19 protein-coding genes are annotated in these 21,076 nt (G+C 72.6%); 10 read left to right on the top strand and 9 right to left on the bottom strand.

The window, feature by feature from the left end:
* The first annotated feature begins 47 nt into the window (after positions 1-47).
* Positions 48-1,469, top strand: coding sequence for a D-glycero-beta-D-manno-heptose 1-phosphate adenylyltransferase (gene rfaE2 / locus ACBJ59_RS15025; RefSeq protein ID WP_375110767.1), 1,422 nt, complete (start codon positions 48-50; stop codon positions 1,467-1,469).
* Between the two features lie 37 nt (positions 1,470-1,506).
* Positions 1,507-2,001: a hypothetical protein gene (locus ACBJ59_RS15020; RefSeq protein ID WP_375110766.1), complete on the top strand. Its 495-nt coding sequence runs from the start codon at positions 1,507-1,509 to the stop codon at positions 1,999-2,001.
* Positions 2,002-2,007: 6 nt separating this feature from the next.
* Here ACBJ59_RS15020 and ACBJ59_RS15015 read toward each other — a convergent pair whose 3' ends face one another.
* Entirely contained in the window at positions 2,008-2,841 is an 834-nt protein-coding gene (locus ACBJ59_RS15015; RefSeq protein WP_375110765.1) for an alpha/beta fold hydrolase, read from the bottom strand.
* A gap of 52 nt (positions 2,842-2,893) precedes the next feature.
* The gene (locus ACBJ59_RS15010; protein ID WP_375110764.1) at positions 2,894-4,462 is read right to left on the bottom strand and encodes an IucA/IucC family protein; all 1,569 of its coding nucleotides are present in this window, start codon (positions 4,460-4,462) and stop codon (positions 2,894-2,896) included.
* Positions 4,463-4,542: 80 nt separating this feature from the next.
* Between ACBJ59_RS15010 and ACBJ59_RS15005 the strand changes: the two genes are divergently transcribed.
* The 4 genes from ACBJ59_RS15005 (at position 4,543) to ACBJ59_RS14990 (ending at position 9,999) form a co-directional block, all read left to right on the top strand.
* On the top strand, positions 4,543-6,087 hold the full coding sequence (locus ACBJ59_RS15005; protein ID WP_375110763.1) for an IucA/IucC family protein: 1,545 nt from the start codon (positions 4,543-4,545) through the stop codon (positions 6,085-6,087).
* 113 nt (positions 6,088-6,200) lie between these two features.
* Positions 6,201-7,058: an STAS domain-containing protein gene (locus tag ACBJ59_RS15000; RefSeq protein ID WP_375110762.1), complete on the top strand. Its 858-nt coding sequence runs from the start codon at positions 6,201-6,203 to the stop codon at positions 7,056-7,058.
* A gap of 48 nt (positions 7,059-7,106) precedes the next feature.
* Positions 7,107-8,120, top strand: coding sequence for a chemotaxis protein CheB (locus ACBJ59_RS14995; protein WP_375110761.1), 1,014 nt, complete (start codon positions 7,107-7,109; stop codon positions 8,118-8,120).
* A 28-nt stretch (positions 8,121-8,148) separates the two neighbouring features.
* The gene (locus ACBJ59_RS14990) at positions 8,149-9,999 is read left to right on the top strand and encodes a CheR family methyltransferase (RefSeq protein WP_375110760.1); all 1,851 of its coding nucleotides are present in this window, start codon (positions 8,149-8,151) and stop codon (positions 9,997-9,999) included.
* 9 nt (positions 10,000-10,008) lie between these two features.
* Here the strand turns inward: ACBJ59_RS14990 and ACBJ59_RS14985 are convergent, their stop codons facing one another.
* Complete coding sequence (locus ACBJ59_RS14985) at positions 10,009-11,112, bottom strand: exo-alpha-sialidase (protein WP_375110759.1); 1,104 nt, start codon at positions 11,110-11,112, stop codon at positions 10,009-10,011.
* A gap of 108 nt (positions 11,113-11,220) precedes the next feature.
* On the opposite strand from ACBJ59_RS14985, the gene ACBJ59_RS14980 reads away from it, so the two are divergent.
* The 3 genes from ACBJ59_RS14980 (at position 11,221) to ACBJ59_RS14970 (ending at position 14,023) form a co-directional block, all read left to right on the top strand.
* Positions 11,221-11,826, top strand: a complete 606-nt coding sequence (locus ACBJ59_RS14980; protein ID WP_375110758.1) for an RNA polymerase sigma factor — start codon at positions 11,221-11,223, stop codon at positions 11,824-11,826.
* On the top strand, positions 11,819-12,871 hold the full coding sequence (locus ACBJ59_RS14975) for a CU044_5270 family protein (protein ID WP_375110757.1): 1,053 nt from the start codon (positions 11,819-11,821) through the stop codon (positions 12,869-12,871). Before ACBJ59_RS14980 ends, ACBJ59_RS14975 begins: the two co-directional genes overlap by 8 nt.
* 312 nt (positions 12,872-13,183) lie before the next feature.
* Positions 13,184-14,023 (top strand): hypothetical protein, encoded by an 840-nt coding sequence (locus tag ACBJ59_RS14970; RefSeq protein WP_375110756.1) that lies wholly within the window; start codon positions 13,184-13,186, stop codon positions 14,021-14,023.
* 280 nt (positions 14,024-14,303) lie between these two features.
* On the opposite strand, the gene ACBJ59_RS14965 is transcribed toward ACBJ59_RS14970, so the two are convergent.
* Both ACBJ59_RS14965 and ACBJ59_RS14960 read right to left on the bottom strand, forming a co-directional pair.
* Positions 14,304-14,741 (bottom strand): class F sortase, encoded by a 438-nt coding sequence (locus ACBJ59_RS14965; RefSeq protein WP_375110755.1) that lies wholly within the window; start codon positions 14,739-14,741, stop codon positions 14,304-14,306.
* Between the two features lie 227 nt (positions 14,742-14,968).
* The gene (locus ACBJ59_RS14960; protein ID WP_375110754.1) at positions 14,969-15,643 is read right to left on the bottom strand and encodes a hypothetical protein; all 675 of its coding nucleotides are present in this window, start codon (positions 15,641-15,643) and stop codon (positions 14,969-14,971) included.
* A 225-nt stretch (positions 15,644-15,868) separates the two neighbouring features.
* Here ACBJ59_RS14960 and ACBJ59_RS14955 point away from each other — a divergent pair, with 225 nt between their 5' ends.
* Positions 15,869-17,275, top strand: a complete 1,407-nt coding sequence (locus tag ACBJ59_RS14955; protein ID WP_375110753.1) for a dihydrolipoyl dehydrogenase family protein — start codon at positions 15,869-15,871, stop codon at positions 17,273-17,275.
* 161 nt (positions 17,276-17,436) lie between these two features.
* On the opposite strand, the gene ACBJ59_RS14950 is transcribed toward ACBJ59_RS14955, so the two are convergent.
* The 4 genes from ACBJ59_RS14950 to ACBJ59_RS14935 form a co-directional block, all read right to left on the bottom strand.
* Positions 17,437-17,862, bottom strand: coding sequence for an STAS domain-containing protein (locus tag ACBJ59_RS14950; protein WP_375110752.1), 426 nt, complete (start codon positions 17,860-17,862; stop codon positions 17,437-17,439).
* Positions 17,863-17,918: 56 nt separating this feature from the next.
* Entirely contained in the window at positions 17,919-18,431 is a 513-nt protein-coding gene (locus ACBJ59_RS14945; RefSeq protein ID WP_375110751.1) for a MarR family winged helix-turn-helix transcriptional regulator, read from the bottom strand.
* 210 nt (positions 18,432-18,641) lie between these two features.
* Entirely contained in the window at positions 18,642-19,640 is a 999-nt protein-coding gene (locus ACBJ59_RS14940; RefSeq protein WP_375110750.1) for a hypothetical protein, read from the bottom strand.
* A complete protein-coding gene (locus ACBJ59_RS14935; RefSeq protein ID WP_375110749.1) occupies positions 19,637-20,848 on the bottom strand; it encodes a hypothetical protein in 1,212 nt (403 codons plus the stop codon). The genes ACBJ59_RS14940 and ACBJ59_RS14935 overlap by 4 nt, the downstream gene beginning before the upstream one ends.
* Positions 20,849-21,076: the final 228 nt, after the last annotated feature.

Below are 21,076 nucleotides of genomic sequence, written 5' to 3'. Positions count from 1 at the left end.
TCCGCCATACCGGGTTTGAGCAGGTCTTTCGCAGGTACTCGCCTTCCATGGGCACAGACAGGGTGATCCGCGCCGTGGTCGTCGGCGACGTCATGCTCGACTCGTGGCTGCACGGCTCGGCCAAGCGTCTGGCCCAGGAGGCGCCGGTGCCCGTGATGAGCCTGGAGGCGACCGAGGACGCCCCGGGCGGCGCCGCCAACACCGCGGCCAACCTGGTGGCGCTCGGCGCGCGGGTGCACCTCGTCGGCATCGTGGGGGACGACGACTGCGGGGACAAGCTGGTGCAGTCGCTGCGCCTGCTCGGCGTCGGCACCGACCTGGTGACCGTGCCCGGGCGGCGGACGGCGCACAAGCGGCGGCTGGTCACCAGCGGCCAGCTCACCGCGCGCTACGACGAGGAGGACCTCGACGCCATCCCGGAGGAGGCCGAGCGGGAGCTGCTCGGCCGGCTGGCCGCGGCCGTGGCGGACGCCGACGTGGTGGTGGCGTGCGACTACGGCGGCGGGGTGTTCACCACCGCCGTGCGGCGGGCGCTGGCCGGGCTGCCGCTGCTGGTGGTGGACGCGCACGCGGTGGCGCCGTGGCGGGAGTGCGGGCCGGCCGCGGTCCTGCCGAACTACGCCGAGGTGGTGCGCCTGCTGGGCGACGGGACGGGCGGCTGGACCGGTGACCGGCCGGCGTACCTGATGGCCCGCTCGGACCGGCTGCTGGAGCTGACGGGCGCCGGGATCGTGGTGACCACGCTGGACGGGGAGGGCACGCTGCTGCACAGGAGCGGCCACCCGCCTTACCGGACCTACGCCTCGCCCGCGCCCCAGCACATGGCGACGGGCGCGGGCGACACCTACGCCGCCGCGTTCGCGCTCTGGCTGGCCGGCGGCGCGTCGCCGGAGGAGGCGGCGGAGGCGGGCCAGGCGGCGGCCGGCGTCGTCGTACGCCGCCAGGGCACCGCCATCTGCACCCGCTACGACCTGCTGCGCGCCCTGCGCCGCCAGGAGGGCACGGTGCAGACGGCCGAGCGCCTGGCCCAGCTCCTGGACGAGCACCGGCGCAGGGGCGAGCGGGTGGTGTTCACCAACGGCTGCTTCGACGTGCTGCACCGGGGCCACGTGACCTACCTGGAGCAGGCCGGCCAGCTCGGCGACGTGCTGGTGGTGGCGGTCAACAGCGACGCCAGCGTGGCCCGGCTGAAGGGACCGGGCCGGCCGGTCAACCCGTGCGAGGACCGGATGTCCGTGCTGGCCGCGCTGAACGACGTGGACTACGTGACCGAGTTCGACGAGGACACCCCGGAGCGGCTGCTCAGGATGATCCGGCCGGAGCTCTACGTGAAGGGCGGCGACTACACCGCCGAGATGCTCGCCGAGGCCCCGCTGGTCCGGTCGCTGGGCGGCGAGGTACGGGTGCTCGGCTACCTGCCGGACCGCTCGACCACCGCCATCATCGGCCGCATGCGCTCGCTCCCGTGAGGGTTTAACCGGGGTGCCGTTCGGTAGGCGCCACACCATGACACAGACCCTGCGGACCCCTCCTGACCTGGACGAAGGCGTACGGGAGCGGCGGGAGCGCAAGCCGGTCGCGCGTGCCGCCGCCCGTGGCGCGATCGCGTCCATGGCGATGTCGGGCCTGCGGCAGCTCACCACCGCGTTGGGGCTGGTCCCCACGACGCCGCCGGAGTCCGTCATCGAGCGGACCGCGCCCACGGCCTTCCACCGCATCCCGGTCGACCGCCGGCCGGCCGTGGTGGAGATGGTGCACTGGTTGTACGGCGCGGGCGGCGGCGCGTTCTTCGCCCTGCTGCCACGGGTGGCGCGCAGGCAGCCGTGGGCGGGCCCGGCCTACGGGGTGCTGGTCTGGGCCGCCTTCGAGATGGCCATCGCGCCCGCGCTCGGCCTGCACCGCCGGCACGGCGCCGCCGAGCGGCTCGCGCTGCTGGCCGACCACGTCCTGTACGGCACGGTGGTGGCCGCCTCGCCCTGGCCGCACGAGGACGACCGCTGAGGGCGCCTACTCCCGCAGCGCCCTGGTCAGCCACGGGCGCAGGATCGGCAGCACGGTGGCCGCCTGCATGGCTCCCATGTGGTCGAGCCCGTCCAGCACCTCGACGTCCCAGCCGAGCGCTTCGAGCTCCGCCCGGTGCCGCACCAGCGGTCCCCCGATGTCGACGACCACACCGCCCCACCGCTCGTCGTAGCTGATCGCGTCGGCGGACCCGGCGAAGCACAGCCGGGGGCAGGAGAGCCGGACCGCCCGGTCGTCGAAGCCCCGGAGGGCCTCGTACAGCGTGACGAACTGCTTGGCCTGCTCCTCGGTCGTGCTGACCGCGGCCGAGGACCAGTCGTAGGCGTCGTCGGAGCTCTTCAGGACGGGCGCGGGGTTGACGGCCTCGGCGTACGCGGCCTCGGTGACCCGCAACATCTCCGCGTACGGCCCGCCGTACGGCGGATACCCGCCCATGACCAGCGCGGCGAGCCGGTCGGTCCGGATCGCGAGCTGCAGCCCGCTCAGCCCCAGCCACGAGTACCCGTAGTACGCGAACCGCTCGGCCCCCACCGCGTCGGCCACGGCCAGCAGGTCGGCGGCCACGTTCTCGGGCGTGAGCGTGTCCGGCTTGGGGGTGCTCAGGCAGTGACCCGTGTAGTCGAAGGCCACGACCTGGAAGGCGTCGCTGAGCCCGTCTATCAGGGAGCGCCCGAGCGCCGGATCGGCACCCCACTTGCGCAGCTCCTCGGCCTGCTCGCCTTCCACAGGCTGTGGATCGACCGGCAGCAGCACGGCCGGGCCGGACCCGTGCACCTCCACCTCGATGGTGCTCCCGTCGTGCATCCTCGCTCGGCCCATCGTGCGCCCCCTAACTCAGTACGCCGTAAAGAATCGTCACCGCAAGGATAGCTTATGGCGTAAAGAGTCTCAACGGATTGGGGACGGGCACCCACCGCATGGCCGCGCCGTCGGCGTCCAGCCAGCGCAGCAGGAGGTTGGCCTTGGCGGGGATGTGGGCGGCGGCGAGCAGGTCCCGCAGTTCGGGCGGATCGCCGTACTCCTTGGCGGCGGCGGCGAACACGGCTCTGGCCCGCGCCCACAGCTCGTCGCCCAGCCGGGGACGGCGGGCCGTCACCGCACCGGCGATCTCGCACAGGTTGTTGGTCAGCAGGCAGTAGACCAGCCGCTCCCACGCCCGCACGCCGCCCAGCACGGGCGAGCCGAGCCGCGGGTGCCGCTCGGCGACGAGCTTGACGCCCTCGTGGTCGCGGAACAGCGCCTGCGCGGGCAGTCCCCGCTCGTCCACCGCGACCAGCACGTTCTGCAGGTGGCATTCGAGCACGACCCCATGGCGCAGGTACGCGTGCAGGACCGGCGGCACCACGTGCTCCAGGTACCGCTCCCACCACACGAGCGCCCCGTCCTCGTCCAGCCCGTCGAGCGGGTCGCCGGGGAAGCCCTCGCTGATCCCGGCCGCCTGCAGCGCGGTCAGCCCGGGCCGCACGTGCTCGCGCAGCCCGTCGCGGACGATCACCGCCAGCGCCTCGCCCCCGTCCCCGCCCAGCTCCGCGCTGCGGTAGCCGCGGTCGCGCAGCACGGCCGGGCGCGGGAGGTGCTCGGGAAAGTCGTCGAAGGCCGCGTCCACCAGGGCCACCACCGTCTGGAGGTGGCGCAGGTCGTGCAGCCACAGGCGGCGCACGTCGTTCGTGATCCGCACGTCCAGGCTGAACTTGCAGAACAGGTCCGCCTCCGGCAGGTACACCGTGCGGATGGACGCGGTGGGCACCGCCGTGGCCGCCGTGACCCCCAGGTGCCGCAGCCGGCCGTCCCGCAGGCCGCCGAGCAGCTCCACCTGCCAGGGGTGGGCGGGCAGCAGGACCAGGCCGTCGCCGGCCGGGCCGCCGAGCCGGTCCAGCGCGCCCGCGTCCCCCTCCTCCACCAGGTCCTCGGCGGGCACGCCGAGGAGCGTCAGGGGGAAGCTCGTGCGCGCCTCGGGCGAGTAGCGCAGCCACGCCTCGGGGCCCGACCCGCCGCGCGCCTTGGGCGCGGGATGGTAGCGGTGGCCCGCCACGAGGGCCTGCTCGGAGCGCAGGTACGGGTCCGCGGGCAGCACGGCGGTCCGCCTGGCCGCCAGCAGCGCGGCCGTGACGTCCCGGCTCTGGAGGATCTCGGCGGGCAGCACGTCGTTGCCGACCCCGGTGCTCGCCCGCAGCTCCGCGGCCGTCAAGGCGACCAGGTCCGCCAGCGGCAGCGGGCACCAGCCGTCCGGGGTGCGCAGGGCGGGGGCGGTGGGGAAACGCGTGCCACCAACGCGCAGCACTTGGCCGGTCGCGGGCAGCAGGTACGTGCCGGGGCCGTCGGGCCGGGCCACTTCCCGGATCAGGCAGTTGAGCAGCGCCGTCACCGCGAGGACCTCGGCCTCCGCAGCTGCCTCCCACCCCGGCCCGGAGGGTGGAGGAAGGACTTCAGTAGATGCCATGTCGACCCTACTCCTACCCTTTGTCCCGATTAGTGCCCACAGGGTAGCTACGCGGCATGTTTCTGGGAAAGGTGGGAAATATGAGGCCGTTGGAGGCGGACTTCGCCGCGGAGCTGGCCCTCGTGCGTCCCGACCTGTCCGCCGCGTACGCCGGGGCGCTCCCCGGCGCGCGCGCCGCCGTCCTGGGCCGCCTGTGGCGGGGGCTGCTGTACGAGCCGCTGCCCGGGCTGACGGCCTCCGGTCCCGCCTGCGTGCTGCTGGCCGACGGGCGCAGCCTCACGGGGCGGGCGCGGCGGCCGTACGACCTCGGGGTCGAGCCCGCGCTCTGGCTGGACGAGCGCCCCCACACGCACCCGGCCGAGTTGCTGGCCGCCCTCGGCCTGCCCGGCACGGACCGGCTGGTCGAGGACCTGGACAACAGCGTCGCCTCGCTGGCCCTCTCCCGCGCGGGCGCCTCCGCCCGGCCCGCCGCCACGCTTGAGGACTACGAGCAGAGCGTGGTGGACGGCCACCCCTATCACCCGGGCTGCCGCAACCGCCCGGGCGTCTCCGTGGCCGAGCAGCTCGCGTACATGCCGGAGCACCGCCCCACGGTCGCCCTCGACCTCCTGGCGCTGCCCGTACGGGACTGCCTGGTCACGGGTCCGTGGCCGGCCTCCCTCATGGACGGCGACCGGCTCCTGCTGCCCGTGCACCCCTGGCAGACCAGGCACGTCCTGCCCGCCCTGGGCCTGCGGCCGTACGCCACGGGGGTCATCAGGACCCGGCCGCTCATGTCCGTACGGACCCTCGCCCCGCTCGACGGCGGCCCGCATCTCAAGACGGCCTTCACCACGCGCATGACCTCGGGCGTCAGGGACATCTCCCCCGGCTCGGTACGCGACTGCGTCCCCCTGTCGCACCTGCTCACCACGCTGTCCGCGCGGTGCGGCGGCGGGCTGCGCATCGCCCGCTACCTGGCCGGGGCGGCGGGCTCGGTGCACGGCGAGCACAGCGCCGACCTGTCGGCCATGCTCCGCGAGCCCACGCACGAGGCCGGGACCGTGCTGCCCGTCGCCGCGGTCACCCGGGCGACGGCGCGCACCCCGGGCGCGTGGCTGGCCGCGTTCGCCCGCCTGGCCCTGACGAACGCGCTGGGCCTGCTGTCGCTCGGGGTGGCGCTGGAGGCGCACGGCCAGAACCTCGTGGTGGCGGTCGGCGGTGACGGCCTGCCGTACCGGCTGATCTACCGCGATCTGGCCGACGTCAGGATCAGCCCCGCCAGGCTGGCCCGCAACGGGATCGAGGTCCCGCCGGTCAGCGCCCGGCTCCTCACCGACGACCCCGCGGTCCTGCACGCCAAGCTGTTCGGGTCGCTGGTCGGCACCACGTTCGGCAGCCTGATCTCCCTGTTCGGGCAGGGCGACCGGGCGGTGGAGGCCCGGCTCTGGGACGTGGTGGCCGCCGCCGCCCGGCGGGCGTTCGAGGCGCTGCCCGGCACCCCGGACGTACGCGCCGACCACAACGCCCTGTTCGGGGCGCGGGTCGCGGTCAAGGCCCACCTGCTCTCGCGGCTGGAGGGCGCCCCGCCGGTCGACAGCTGGACGAGCCTGCCCAACCCCCTCGCCGCCCGCGTGGCCCTTTGATACCGAATCACCTGGCTCTTTCCGCCGCCGGGTAGGAGGATGGGCGGCGAGCCGGAAATCCGCCGGCGCGGCGGTCCCGATCGCGCGGTGGCGGGTGGGGAGGGGGGCTTGCGATGATGCAGCTGTCGGTGCGCCTTGTCCCGGTCGACGACGCCACCCTGGTGGTCGCCCTGACCGGAGAGCTGGACTCGACGACCAGGCCGGTGCTGGCCGCCTTCCTGGATCCGCTGCCGAGGTCGCCGGTGAAATACGTGCTCGTGGCGGCGGGAGACCTCTGGTTCTGCGACCTGAACGGCCTGGAGCAGTTCGCGTACACTCACGGCGTCCTGCAGGGCAAGGGCGGCCACCTGGCCATCGCCGAGGCCCAGCCGGCGCTGCGCCGCCTCATCGGGCTGATGGCCGCGCATGCCTGCGCGGCGATGCCGGTGTTCGCCAGCATGGCGGAGGCCCTCGCGGCCGCCGGAGTGGTGGAATACCAGACGCCGGCGTTGCTCCCTGCCGGCCACCGCCACCTGCCGCGCCTGCGCAGCGTGCCGCGCGTCCAGCCGTCCGTCCGCGACCGTCCCCGGCCCGCGCGCGAGCTGCCACCCGGCCGGTCGGAGACCGATCCGCCCAGGCCGCCCGCCGGCCCCGAAAACGGCCCACCCGAAAACGGCCCACCCGAAAACGGCTCACACGAAAACGGCTCACACGGGCACGGCTCACACGGGCACGGCTCACACGGAAACGGCTCGCTACCGGCGATCATCCATCAGTCGCGCACGCTCTGCGAGCAGGCCGTCCACCAGCAGCAGACCCTGGCCGACCAGCTGGCCGCGGCGGCCAGGGCCCGCATGCGGCTGATCACCGCCCGCGAGCGCTGCCACGACAGCCTGGGAGCCCTGCGCGCCAACCTCACGCATGCGCGCTGGGCCCTGGAGCCCCGCTGCGCGAGCTCGGCCGGGCCCCGATTTCCGCGTCCCGGTCCCTGATCTCCGGCCGAGGCGCATGTCCTCCCCATTCCTGGACAGGGGGAGGAGATGGCGACAGCGGTGCGCGACGTGGTCGTGGTCGCCGCGTCCGCGGGCGGTGTCGACCCGCTGCGGATCCTGCTGAGCGAGCTGCCCCCTGACCTGCCCGCCGCGGTGCTCGTGGTCCTGCACGTCGCGCCGCGGGGAGGCAGCGTACTGGCCGGCATCCTGGACCGGGCCGGACCGCTCAGGGCAGCTCCCGCCGTGGACGGCGAACCGGTGCGCCCAGGCCGCGTGTACGTCGCCCGTCCCGACTTCCACCTGCTCCTGAACGACGGCAAGGCGCGCCTTTCCCGGGGCCCGCGGCACAACGGGCACCGCCCGGCGGCCGACCCGCTGTTCATGAGCGCGGCACTGGACGCGGGACCGCGGGCGGCGGGCATGGTGCTGAGCGGCACGCTGGACGACGGGGCCAAGGGTTGCGAGGCGATCGACAGGCAGGGGGGCGCGGTGGCCGTCCAGGATCTCACGGAGTGCGCCTTTCCCGGCATGCCCAGCGCCGCCAGGACGGCGGTGCCGAGCGCCCAGGCGCTCCCCGTACGCGACCTCGCGAGGTGGATCCTGCGGCAGAGCCGTACCACTGTCGGCACGGAGGGCCAGGTGTACGACAACGAGATCGAGCAAGAGGTCGACCAGTTCCTGCGGGAGACACCGGCGCTGGCCGAGCCGGGGGGCGAGTTGATCGCCTTCAGCTGCCCCGAGTGCAATGGCCCTATATATGAGCAGAAGGTGGGCACGACGACGTCCCGATACGTCTGCCGGGTCGGCCACGCCTATACCGGCGACAGCATGATGAGCGCCCAGTCGGATGCGGTCGAGCGTGCCCTGTGGGTGGCGATCCAGCGGCTGGAGGAGCGGATACGGGTGCTGGAGCGGCTGCGGCACTCCGCCGGGGAACGGGGGCGGGAGCACTCGCTGCGGTACTTCCACGAGGAGGCGGAACGCAACCTCGAAGCCCTGAATACCATTCGCATGCTGCAATCCCGCATCGGCCGCAACGGCGGCACTCCACTGCCAAGTTGACCTCACGGGATCGGCGTAGTCTGCCGTTGTGGCATCAGAGGAAGAGCGTGAGTTCGACGACCTCCTCGTCCTCCTCAAGGAGACCCGCGGGTTCGATTTCACGGGATACAAACGCAACACCCTCATCCGGCGGATCGCCCGCCGGATGGAGACGCTGAAGCTGCGCGACTACGGCGAATACCGCGATCTGCTCGAGCTGGAGCCGGAGGAGTTCACGAGGCTCTTCGACAGCTTGCTGATCAACGTCACCGGCTTCTTCAGGGACACCTCGGCATGGCAGCGCCTGCGCGAGCTCGTCGTCCCCGCCCTGCTAGACCAGAAGCCCACCGGCCGGCCCATCCGCGTGTGGAGCGCCGGCTGCGCGACCGGCGAGGAGGTCTACACGATGGCCATGGTGCTGGCCGAGGAGATGGGCATCGACCAGTTCCGCGACCGGGTGAAGATCTACGGCACGGACCTGGACGACAAGGCGCTGCAGGTCGCCAGGACGGGCGTCTACGCCGACCGCACGCTCACCGACGTGCCGATCGACCTGCGCGAGACGTACTTCGAGCCGCTGGACAACGGCCACTCCTTCCGCCGCGACCTGCGCCGCCAGCTGATCTTCGGGCGCAACGACCTCACCCGCGACGCCCCCATCTCCCGCGTGGACCTGCTCCTGGCGCGCAACACGCTCATGTACTTCAACACGGAGATGCAGCTCAACATCGTCCGGCGCTTCCACTTCGCGCTGTCGGACCCCGGCTTCCTGTTCCTGGGCAAGGCGGAGATGCTGCTCAACCACAGCGACAAGTTCGTGCCGGTGGACCTGCGCATGCGCCTGTTCCGGAAGGTCAGGCCGGCTCACCACGACGACCGGGCGCCGTGGCCGGTCACCGGCACCGCCGACGATCTCGCCGCACGCCCGCCCACACTGGTGTCCGTGGCGCTGGCGGCCGGGCCCGTGGCCCAGATCGTCGTGGACGCCGCGGGCAACCTCGCGCTGGCCAACGCCAAGGCCGAGTCCCTGTTCAACCTCAACCCGCGCGACGTCGGCCGCCCCTTCCAGGATCTGGAGGTCTCCTACCGGCCCGTCGAGCTGCGCTCGGTCATCGAGCAGGCCCGCCACGACCTGGGGCCGGTCGAGCTGCGCGAGGTGATCTGGCACCGCGCCGGCCTGCCGGAAAGGGGCGTCTTCGACGTCTCCGTCGTTCCGATGCTCGCCTCGGGCACCCTCGTCGGCGTGGGCATCCACTTCTGCGACGTCACCCGCTACCGCACGCTCAGGACCGAGCTGGAGCTGGCCAACGGGCAGCTCGAACAGGCCTACGAGCAGCTGCAGTCGCTCAACGAGGAGCTGGAGACCACGAACGAGGAGCTCCAGTCCACCAACGAAGAACTCGAGACGACGAACGAGGAACTCCAGTCCACCAACGAGGAGCTGGAGACGATGAACGAGGAGCTCCAGTCCGCCAACGACGAGCTGCAGCACATCAACGACGCCCTGACGGCCCGCACGATCCAGCTCGACGAGGTCAACACGTTCGTGTCCTCGGTGGTGCGCAGCCTCGGCGACGCCGTGGTGGTGCTGGACGAGGAGCTGCGGGTGGCCGTCTGGAGCTCCGGGGCGGAGGAGCTGTGGGGCGTGCGGGCGGACGAGGCCATGGGCCAGGCGCTCGGCGGCCTCGACATCGGCCTGCCCCTCGACCCGCTGGTGCCGCGCCTGCGGGCCGCGCTGACCGACGGGTCCGATCCGCTCCAAGCGGTGGACGGCCTGGTGCTCGACGCGGTCAACCGCCGGGGGCGGCCGGCGCCGCTGACCGTGCACCTGTCCCACCTGCGTACGGAGGACGGCGCCGTCCACGGTCTCATCATGGTGATGAACGTGCTCACCTCTTAGGCCGGGGTCTCAGCCGGTGACCAGCTCCGCGAGCGGGATCCGGCGGAAGGCGATGGTCTCGTACGGGCCGAAGTTCCCGGTCTCGTACAGCAGGCCGACCGTGTCGCCGTCCACCCGCACCAGGTCGGAGTAGGCCGCGGGCAGCCCGGACACCGTGTGCGCCACCCGCCAGGTGACGCCGTGGTCGTCGCTGGCGCGTACCGTCATCAGCGCCCGCGCGTCGGGGGCGGCCGGGCCGGAGAACAGCAGCACGTCCGGCGAGTCGCACCACGACACGCTGCCCTCCACCACCGGGCCCACCAGCCCGGCCTGCGGGCGGAAGGGCAGCTCCAGCGTCTGGCCGCCGTCGGCCGAGTAGGCGTCGGCCCTGGTGCCGGGGGCGGTGGAGTCGGTGCGGGTGTTGAGGTAGACGCGCCCGCCGGGCAGCTCGGTGGCGGTGGTCTCGTTGACGTTGACGTACCCGTCCGGGTTGTCGTCGACGTACCCGATCCGCCAGGTCTGGCCGCCGTCGTCGCTCAGGAGCGCGTGGCCGCCGTTGTACTTGCCCTCGGTCCCGTTGTCCTGCCCGCTCGGCGGCAGCGAGTGGTTGGCGGGGACCACGAGGCGCCCGGCGTGCGGGCCCTGCCGCAGCACGAGCGCGTGGCCGGGCGTCGTCGCGTACCAGCGCCACTCGGCCCGCTTCACGCTGCCGGTGATCTCGCGCGGCTCCGACCACGTGACGCCGTCGTCCTCGCTGACCTGTACGAACACCCGCCGCCCGTCGGCCGCCGCCACCTGGCCGCGCCTGATCTTCTCCTCGGTCGCCGAAGGGCCCTGCCGGACGAAGACCAGCACGATCCGGCCGTCGTCCAGCACGACGGGTGCCGGGTTGCCGGCCGTGCCCCGGCGCGGCTCCGTGGCCACCACCTGAAGGGCGCCCCACGTCTGCCCGCCGTCCGTGGACCGCCTGAGCACCAGGTCGATGTGGCCGGAGTCGGAGGCGGAGCCGCGCCGCCCCTCGGCGAAGGCCAGCACCGTACCGGTCGTGGTCACCACGGCCGCCGGGATCCGGTAGGTGTGGTAGCCGTCCGTCTGCTGCCGGTACGGGACCGACGTCGGGTAACGATCCGCCATGCGAGCACGCTACGGCTCCCGGGTTAACGGACTTCGACGCCAGCCGTACGTGAAGACAAATGAGGCGAGCGGTGGAGTAGCGGTGTAAACGACAGAAGGGACGCCCGCATGACCGCCCCTCCAGAGGTGGACGATCCACCCAGACAGGCCGACGACGCGAGCGTGATGAGCGAGTCGTTACGCCGGCCGGAGCGGTTCGCGATCCTCTACGACCGCTACTTCGAGGAGATCTACCGCTACCTCGCCGCCAGGCTCGGCACCGAGGCCGCCGACGACCTCGCCGCGGAGACGTTCCTGATCGCCTTCCGCAAGCGGCACACGTACGACGCCGGGCTCGGGGCCGTACGGCCGTGGCTGTACGGCATCGCGACCAAGCTCGTCGCCGGCCACCGCAGGGGCGTGACCAGGATGCTGGCGGCGTTCCGCCGCGCGCGGCCGGCCGACCCGGTCGAGGCGGGCCCCGAGGACCGGGTGCCGAGCCGGGTGGACGCGGCGAGCGTGCGGGGGCCGCTCGCCGGGGCGCTGGCCGCGCTCTCCCCGGGCGACAGGGACGTGCTGCTGCTCGTGGCCGTGGCCGGGCTGAGCTACGAGGAGGTGGCCGAGTCGCTGGGCATCCCGCCGGGCACCGTCGGCTCCCGCCTCAACCGGGCGCGCAAGCGGGTCAGAGCCGCGCTCGGCGACGTCAATCCCATGATCGGAGACGCAGATGGATGACCTGTCCGCGGTGCGGGAGCAGCTCGCCGTGCCGGGGCCCACCACGGAGACGGTCGCCCTGGGGCGGGCCAGGCTCCTCCGGGAGATCGCCGCGGAGCGGCCGCCGAAGGCGAGGATCCGCGCGGCTCGCTGGACCACGTTCGGCCTGGGACTGGCCGGAGCGGCCACGGCGGCCGTCATGATCGCCTCCACGGTCGCGGCCCCCGAACCGGTCGCGCCACCCTCGGCGCGGCAGATCCTGCTGGCCGCCGCCACCTCCGTCGCCAAGCGGCCCGCGGAGGGCTCCTGGTGGGGCAACAAGCTGGTCAGAGGCGCCCGCTTCCACGATCCCACCGGCCGGTACGTCATCCAGACGGCCACCGCCGAGGAGACCTGGATCCAGGCCGGCGAGGTGACCAACCCCCACTGGATCGTGCAGCGCTACCTCGGGGCCAAGCCCGCCACGCCGCGGGACGAGGCCGCCTGGCGCGCCGCCGGCTCGCCGTCGTCCTGGGCCTACAGGACCGTCAACCCCTCCGACCTGGCCGGCAACCCGTTCGACGTCGAGGCCGCGCCCGGGGAGCCCGAGTCGTACGAGTCGCGGGACGTGGAGTGGCGCCTGCTCTTCACCGGCAAGACGCTGGCCGACATGGACCAGCTCCCCGCCACCCCGGAAGGGCTGCGCGCCCTGATGGAGCCCTCCTCCGGCGACATGGAGGGCCTGCTGCACAACCTGCAGAGCCTGATCGCGTACGTCCCCGTCCCGTCCGAGGTCCGGGCCGCGGCCTACCGGCTCATGGCCTCGCTGCCCGGGGTGATCGCCCAGGGACCGGCGACCGACCAGCTCGGCCGGACCGGACAGGCCGTCCTCTACCGCCAGCCCAGCCACACGCGGTCGGGCCGGCAGGTGCAGACCCGGCTGATCGTCGACTCGGCGACCGGCGAGCCACTGGCCGTCGAGACGCTCACACCGGACACGGGGGAGCTGATGTCGTTCGTGGCGATCGAGCAGAGCGTGTGGACCGACCAGAAGCCCGACTTCCCCAACCCGCAGCCGCGCGACTGACCAAGAGAGACCTTCATGCGAACCCTACTGACCACGGCCCTGACCACAGCGGCACTCGCGGCCCCGTCACCCGCCGCCCACACGCTCCAACCGCCGGCCCACTCGACCCCCGCCCTGACGTCCGGCCACCACGCACCAGCCACCACGGCCCGGACGGCCGAGACCCGCACACCGCCCAGCACCACCCTCACCGCCGCAACCCACACAACTGCCGCCACCACCCTCACTGCCGCCGGACACACGACAGCCGCTACCGCCGTCACTGCCGCCGGACACACGACAGCCGACGCCACCCTCACTGCTGCCGGCCACATGACTGCCGCTACCGCCCTCACTGGCGCGAGCCACACGACGTCCGCCGATGCCACCGGCCGGACCGGCGTCGGGACACGGGAGGCGGTCGCCGAGGGCAAGTACTGGCGCACCAGAACCCTGCAGGTCATGACCCACCCCCGCCAGGTCGGCCGGGGCGACAACAAGTACTGGCTGGTGGAGCGGCGGCTCAGCGAGACCTGGACCTTGCGCGACGGCCGGGCGTGGACGACCTTCCGGCGGCTGGGCGCGACACCCAAGTCCGCCGCCGACCGAGCCGCATGGAAGCGGGACGGATCCCCCAGGAAGTGGAGCTACCGCACCGAAGGCATGCTGCTGGAGCTGTCGATGGAGCCGCAGAAGGGCCGCGTGATCCCGCCCAGGCCCCCGCACGGCTGGTTCCTGGGATACACCCGATTGACGTTCGAGGAGCTGCAGGCCGCCCCCACGGACCCGAAGGAGTTGAAGACCTGGCTGCACAAGCTCTACAGCACCCCGGGCGAACCTCCGATCGACCCGAGCGCTGACCTCCCGTCCGCGTACGCAGACTTGATGCACCGCCTGCCCGCCCCCAAGGCCGTACGAATGGCCGCGTACCAGCTGCTGTCCCAGATGCCCGGCGCGACCGTCACCGACGCGGGCAAGGGCCGCAAGAAGGTCACCGAGCACTCGGAGCGTCCCAACACCAAGGCCCGGCACGCCCGGATCATCGACACAAGGGACCTGCTGCTGGTGGGGACGGAGCTCGACACCATCCACAACGGCAAGCAGCTGAACGCCAAGACGTGGACCACGGATGTGAAGTCCGGCTGGACCGACAACGAACCAGCCGCCTCCTGAGCCCACCCGCGGACACGCCCCTGCCGCCGTGGAGTCGCCTCCACGGCGGCAGCGTCCTGGGGTCCCAGCTCAACGGATGACCGGATCGCGGGGTGCCGGCCCGCACCGGTAAGCCCCTGAGGGACCGGGGCACCGACCCCACGACGGCACCCCGGGCCCCGCCTCAACGGTGACAGGACCCAGGGTGCCGACCCCGCATCGGCAGGCCCCGGGCCCACAGCACCACCGCCCTACGGCGGCAGGGCCCCGGACAACAGCCGGATCACCCGCTTCACCCGCTTCAGCCGGCGAACACGATCACGTTGTCGCGGTAGCTGCCGCGTGCACGGTCGAACGTCCCACCGCAGGTGATCAGCCTGAGCTGGGCACGGCCCCTGCCCGAACCGTAGACCTCCTTGTTCGGGATGCGGTCCTTGGCGTAGCGGGCCAGGCGGCCGACCACGAAGGTGGCCGTGCTGCCGTCGGCCCGATCGACGTGGACGCGGTCACCCTTGCGCAGCTGGGACAGGCGGTAGAACACGGCCGGTCCGGTCTTGGAGTCGACGTGACCGGCGATCACGGCGACCCCCTTCTCGCCCGGCTCGGGCCCCGCCTTGTTCCAGCCCACCCGGTCGAACCTGGTGGGGGCGATCAGACGGCCCTCGGCATCGAGCCGCAGCGGGGTCACCCGGGTGGAGACGTTGATGGCCGGGATGCGTAACCGTACGGGCTGGGCCACGTCCCCGGACCCACCTCTACGACTCCCTACGCTCAGCGCCGACCCCTCGCCAGCCCCGTTGGTCGTCCGTGCGTTGGCCCCACCCGCGCTGCCACCAACCGCAGGCCGCACCCCGTCGCCGGTCCCGACGGTCCCGTGGTGAGGGCCGCCGCCGAAAGTGTTTCCGGTGGTGCAGGCGCTGGTTGCGAGCAGGGCGCACGCGGTGGCAGCCAGGAGCGCGCGCATGGTCAGCCCCTCGCGAAGAAGGTGCGCCGCAGCCAGTAAGCGCCCACCGCGAACAGCCCGGCGCCCGCCAAGCTCAGCGGCACCAGCGGCACCGCCCCGCCCTCGTCGGTCGCACTGCTCCCCGCGGCCTCACGCACAGTGAGCTCACCGCTTGAGGACCCGCTTCCGTCAGACCCACCAGTGGCAGTCCCACCGCCGACGGTCCCATCGCTGGCGGTCCCACCGCTGGCGGTCCCGCCCATGCCGGTGTCCACGCCACCGCGAGGGGCGCCGTCGTCATCATCGTCGTCATCGCGCGACGCCGCCCCGCCGACACCGGTGTCCACGCCACCACGCGGCGCACCATCATCGTCATCGTCGTCGTCCCGCGACACCGCCCCACCGACGCCCGTGTCGACGCCACCGCGAGGGGCAGCGTCGTCGTCATCGTCGTCATCGCGCGACGCCGCCCCGCCGACACCGGTGTCCACGCCACCACGCGGCGCACCACCGTCGTCGTCACCGTCTCCATCGTCCCCGTCGTCCTCATCGTCGTCGTCGTCGGCCGAGGTGGTGACGTGGATGCTCGTCGGGGCGGTCGCCGCCTGGGCGGCTGTTGTGGTGAGGATGGCGCCGACGGCAGCCGGCAGGAGTGTGATCGTGATGGCGAGCAGCAGTCGCCGTAATGCCTGACCCATGGAAACCCTCCTGGATGGTGTCCCGCGGTGACTTCCGCGGGTGGTTTCAGGGTGTCGGGCGGCCGTTGGACCACGATGAGGTCGAGATGAAAGGACTCTCACGGCCGACGCCGGCAGTCGTCCGCTGCACCGGGGTTCGGCAGGTTTTCCGGCCCGGCGTGATAGGCCGCCGACCTGTCGTGAAACCATTTCAACGTAGCCGAGCGAGCACATGTGGAGGCTGGGGTGGCTGACGAATTCGACGTCATCGTGATCGGTGCGGGTCCCGCCGGTGAGAACGTCGTGGACAGGGCCGTGCGGGGTGGGTTGACGGCGGCGATCGTCGAGGAGCGGCTGGCCGGCGGCGAGTGCTCCTACTGGGCGTGCGTGCCGAGCAAGGCGTTGCTGCGGCCGATCGACCTGGCCGGCGAGGTGCGCCGGGTTCCCGGGCTCAAGCTCGGGGAGATCGACGTGGCCGCCGTGCTGGCCCGGCGCGACGAGGCCGTCTCCAACTACAGCGACGCCGGCCAGGTGCGCTGGGTCGAGAGTGTGCCCGCCGAGTTCGTACGCGGCCGCGGCCGCCTGGACGGCCCCAAGCGCGTACGCGTCACCACGGAGGACGGCGGCGAGCGCGTGCTGACCGCCCGCCAGGCCGTCGTGCTGGCCACCGGCAGCACCGCGGTCGTGCCGCCCGTGCCCGGCCTGGCCGAGGCGAAGCCCTGGACCAGCCACGAGGTGACGGCGACGAGCTCGATCCCCGAGCGGCTGGTCGTGCTCGGCGGCGGCGTGGTCGCCTGCGAGATGGCGCAGGCCATGCACGGTCTGGGCGCCCGGCAGACCACCGTGCTGGTACGCGGTGGCCAGTTGCTGAACCGCATGGAGCCGTTCGCCGGGGAGATGCTCGCCGAGTCGTTCGCCGAGGACGGCATCGACGTACGCTTCCACGCCGACATGGTCAGGGTCGAACGCCCCGAGCCCGGCGGCAAGGCGACCGTGCACCTGGCCGAGGGCCCGCCGCTGGAGGCCGACGAGCTGCTGGTGGCCACCGGCCGCCACGTCGCCACCCGCGACCTGGGCCTCGACACGGTGGGCCTGCCCGACGACGCGCCCGTCAAGGTGGACGACAGCATGCGGGCCACCGGGGTCCCCGACGGCTGGCTGTACGCCGTGGGCGACATCAACGGGCGGGTGCTCCTGACCCACATGGGCAAGTACCAGGCCAGGATCTGCGGCGACGTGATCGCCGCCCGCGCGCGGGGCGACGAGCTCCCCGCGATGCGGGACCTGGCCGACGGCTACGGGGCGCCCCAGGTCGTCTTCACCGACCCGCAGATCTGCGCCGTGGGCCGGACCGAGGAGGCGGCTCGCGCGGACGGCTTCCGGGTCCGCGCGGTGGACTACGACATGGGCGCGGTCACCGGGGCCTACCTGCTGGGCGACGGCTACCGCGGCCGGGCCAAGGCCGTCGTGGACGAGGACAGGAAGGTGCTGCTCGGCGTCACCTTCGTCGGGCCGGGCGCGGCCGAGTTGCTGCACGCCGCCACGATCGCGGTGACCGCCGAGGTGCCGCTCGACCGGCTCTGGCACGCGGTGCCGTCGTTCCCGACGGTGAGCGAGGTGTGGCTGCGGCTGCTGGAGGCGTACGGGCTGTAAGCAGGCGGGCCCGAAGGAAGGCGAGCTGCGAGAACGCGGGCCTTGAGAAAGGCGGCCTGTAAGAAGGCGGCTGTGAACGGCGGGCAGTAAGGGTAAAGGCGCGGGCGGGGTCGAGACCGGCTCAGAGCTCAGGCTCAGGCTCAGGGCTCAGGGCTCACGGCTCAGGCCGCGTCTCTCGGCGGGCCGCGCAGGATCGCGGTGGTGGGCTCAGGGGAGCGTCCTCCCGACCGCAGCATCAGCTCCGCCACCGTCTCCTCGACGCTGTCACGCAACTCCACGTGCGACAGCAGATCCGTCAGCCGCAACACCGAGAGCAGGTGGTCGGAGGGCCGCACCAGGATGATCCGGCCGTCGCCCTCCTCCTCCATCCGCTGCATCGCCATCGCCAGCACCCCGATGACCGACGAGTCGTAGAAGTCGAGGTCGGCCAGGTCCAGCACCAGAACAGGTCCCGCCGACCAGTTCCACACGGCGTTGATGCGAGCGCTGAAGCGGACCCTGCCGTCGTGATCGAGCACGCCGCTGGCGCGCATGACCGTGCAATGGAGATGCCGGGTCGTCTCGATGCGCAAACCGCTTCTGCCCACACAGACAAACTGCCCAGTGAGCGGCGTTATCACAGGTGATCGCTATTTTTCCGGACCTATTGGGCCCCGCCGTCCCCCCGATTACCGAGAGGACCGCTGACCAGCTTGCGCATGAGCACGGTGAGCGTCTCCATGTCCTCGCGGGTGAGGGGCGAGGCCAGGCGGGCCAGGTTCGCGGCGTGTTCGGTAAGCGCGTCGTCGACGATCCGCAGGCCCTCCTCGGTCAGCCGGACGCGGAAACTGCGCCGGTCGGCGGGGTCCAAATTGCGCTCCACCAGCCCGGCGGCCTCCAGCCGGTCGAGCCGGTTGGTCATGCCGGCCCGCGACATCATCAGCACCTCCGACAGCTCGGAGGGGATCAGCGTGTACGGCGCCCCAGCCCGGCGCAGCGCCGCCAGCACGTCGAACTCGCCCTGCCGGAGCCCGCGCTTGGTGAAGACCCGGTCCACCTGCGGCACCATGAGCCGCATGGCCTGGGCGAGCCGGCCGAAGACGTCCATGGCCGACAGGTCGAGATCGGGCCGCTCGCGCCGCCACTGCTCGAGGATCCCGTCGATAGCGTCGCCCATGAACCCGCATCTTATTCGAGCGAAAACTATTCGCGCCCGTAGCACCCGGTGCCGACGTCCGTCCTCGGCGCGGATCCCGGGGAGGAAGGCGCGGGTTCCCTGGAGGGAGGCCCGCGCGCCCTGACCGAAGGGAGTGCGGCCGGCGGTGGCCGGCCGGAGGCGAGTGGCGGACGGTGGTGGCCGGCCGGAGGCGAGTGGCGGACGGTGAGGCTAGTGCTGGGTGCCGGACTCCAGGGTCGGTACGGCGTCCGGGCACGGAGCCAGGACCACCAGCAGCGGCGAGTTCGACGGGCTGGGCAGCACCAGCTCGGTGATGTTGCCGCGCACGTTCTGCTCCGGCGCCCCCGCGTCCCCGTCCCTGACGCTGAGCACCCGCTCCACGGACGGCGCCGCAGAGTTCAGCAGCTTCCTGGTGGCGTGGCGCAGCCAGCGCAGCTCGCTGTTGACCCGCCGCCACGTCGCGGGGATCACGCTCACCGCCTCCGCCTTGGTGCCGAGCCGGAGCGTGATCAGGCCGCTGGACCCGAACCGGTCCTTGAGCACGGGGTTGACCACGAACATGCCCGAGCGCAGCGCGCGTACGCCCTGCCTGTTGAGGTTGGCCAGCCCGCCCGCGCTGATCAGCGAGTAGAGCTCGCACCGCGACCCGTCGAGCGTGTCGGGATCGTAGTCCACCGGCGGCGGCTCCTCGAACACGACCTTGTCCAGCCGCACCCCCGCCACGCCGTCCTCGGCGACGCGGCCCGACACGGCCCGGCGCACCTCCTCGCTGACGCCGTCGCCCTCGGTGATGTCCAGCGCCTCGATGCAGATCAGGCCGTCGTCGGGGATCTCCTCCGGCGACAGGTCGAAGGCCACCCGGGCGTGCGACTTCCGGCCGCGCAGCAGCACGCACTGGCGCAGCCGCCCCTGGGAGCGGATCTGGACGAACCGCGGCAGCGTGCTCGCCGGCTCGGTACGTCCCTCGTGCCAGCCGCTCACCGACCGTTCGTCGGTGGACAGCGCCACCTGCACCCGCAGCGGCCGCCCCTGCGCCGACACCTTGAAGCCGGCCAGCCCTGAGGTCTCGAACCTGCCGAGGATCTGGCGGCCGCGGTGCAACCGGTCGGTCACCTGCAAAGGAGCGGCCTTGCCGCTGGTCAGGTGTACGGGCGGGATGGCGGGAAGGATCACCTGGTCCAGGTCGGTGGCGGATCCTGAGCTGCTCATCTGGTGCTCCTCGAGGGGGTGAGTGTGGTGGCCAGCCCAATCGGGTCGTGGAAGTCGAATCGGGTGAGGACGGGTTCGCGCCGTTCCCACATGCGGGCGACCGCACCGTAGAGGGGGTCGCCGTCGTGCTCGACGTGCCGCAGGTTGACGGCGAGCGCCTGGGCGTAGTCGTCGCCGTGCTCCCAGTGGGGCACGAGCTGGCTGGGCACGTCGGCGCCGCAGCGGCGCAACCAGAGCCACAGCCGGGCGCGCTCGCGCTGCTCGGGCCCGAGGAGGGACTCCCCCTTGGCGTGCCTGGCGACGGCCTCCCCGAGCAGCAGCCGGTGTTCGGACGGCGAGCCCGGGACGTGGGTGGCCCCGCAGGCGGCGCCCTCCGACCAGCCGGCCTGGATGACGGGGATGCCGAAGGCGGGCAGATCGCTGTCCTCGAACGTGACGCCCACGTCCGCCATGCTCCACAGGAGGTTGGCGGACAGCCCGCCGGTCACGCCCCTCATGCGGGGATGGCCGGCGACGGGGGCGGGGTTGAGGAACAGCCAGTTCGCGGACTCGTCGGCGGCGGCGAACTCCGCCGTCGTCCCGAACAGCTCCGCGTCGCGATCCGGCGCGTGGCCGAACACGACGATGGTGGGCCGGTCGGGGTCGAGGCCCAGCCGGGCGCAGCCGTAGTAGCGGAGCTGGCGGCGCTCGGTGTCCGTACGGACCTGGTAGCCGCTCTTCGCCCGCCAGGCCACCCGCTCCGCGCCGGGCCTGATCAGCTCCCTGTGCGGCCAGACCTGCCGCTCGAAGAACGCGCCGACCCGGGCGGGCAGCTCGTCCTCGATCGAGCACGAGCCCTGGTCGGGGAACAGCGCGTACGCCTTCAGCGACCCCGTGCCGTGCACGTGCACGACGGGGACGTCCCTGCGCACGGCGCGGTCCGGCCGGCTCGTGACCAGCGCGCGGGGCGGCACGTCGGGCCGGATGTCCCCCGCGGCGCCGAACGCCTCGGCCAGCCGCCGCCACTCCGGCGCGGTCAGCGCGACCAGCCGCGCGGAGAGCAGGCCGCAGACCGCCCTGGCCACCAGCAGCGTACGCACCACGACCCGCAGGTCCTCGTCGTACGCCTCCGCCACGACGCATCCGTCGCCGCCGGCGGGCTCGCCCCAACAACTCCTGGCAGCGGCGAGCAGACGATCCACGTGCTCGCCATCCCCGACGCGACGCATAAGCCCCTCCACCAAGGCCAGGAAGAAATGCCCTGGTAGACGTTGCCAGATCGCGGCCGGGCCGCCCCGCCGCCAACACGCTTCTTTGCCGCCGGCTGGCAGAAACTAAAGTCTCCCGTCACAGCCAGCGCAGGAGCCCCAAGATGCCCGAACCCCTGGTTTGCGCCTGAATCCGGCGAAAAACCCCGCGTACGGCCGAACAATCGAGCCGCGGAAGGCGTCCAAGGT

The organism is Nonomuraea sp. MTCD27, from assembly GCF_041950495.1.
In the GTDB taxonomy this organism is placed as follows: Bacteria; Actinomycetota; Actinomycetes; order Streptosporangiales; family Streptosporangiaceae; genus Nonomuraea.
The sequence above is the reverse complement of the archived record's forward strand: the minus strand, read 5'-3'. Positions and strand labels throughout refer to the sequence as shown.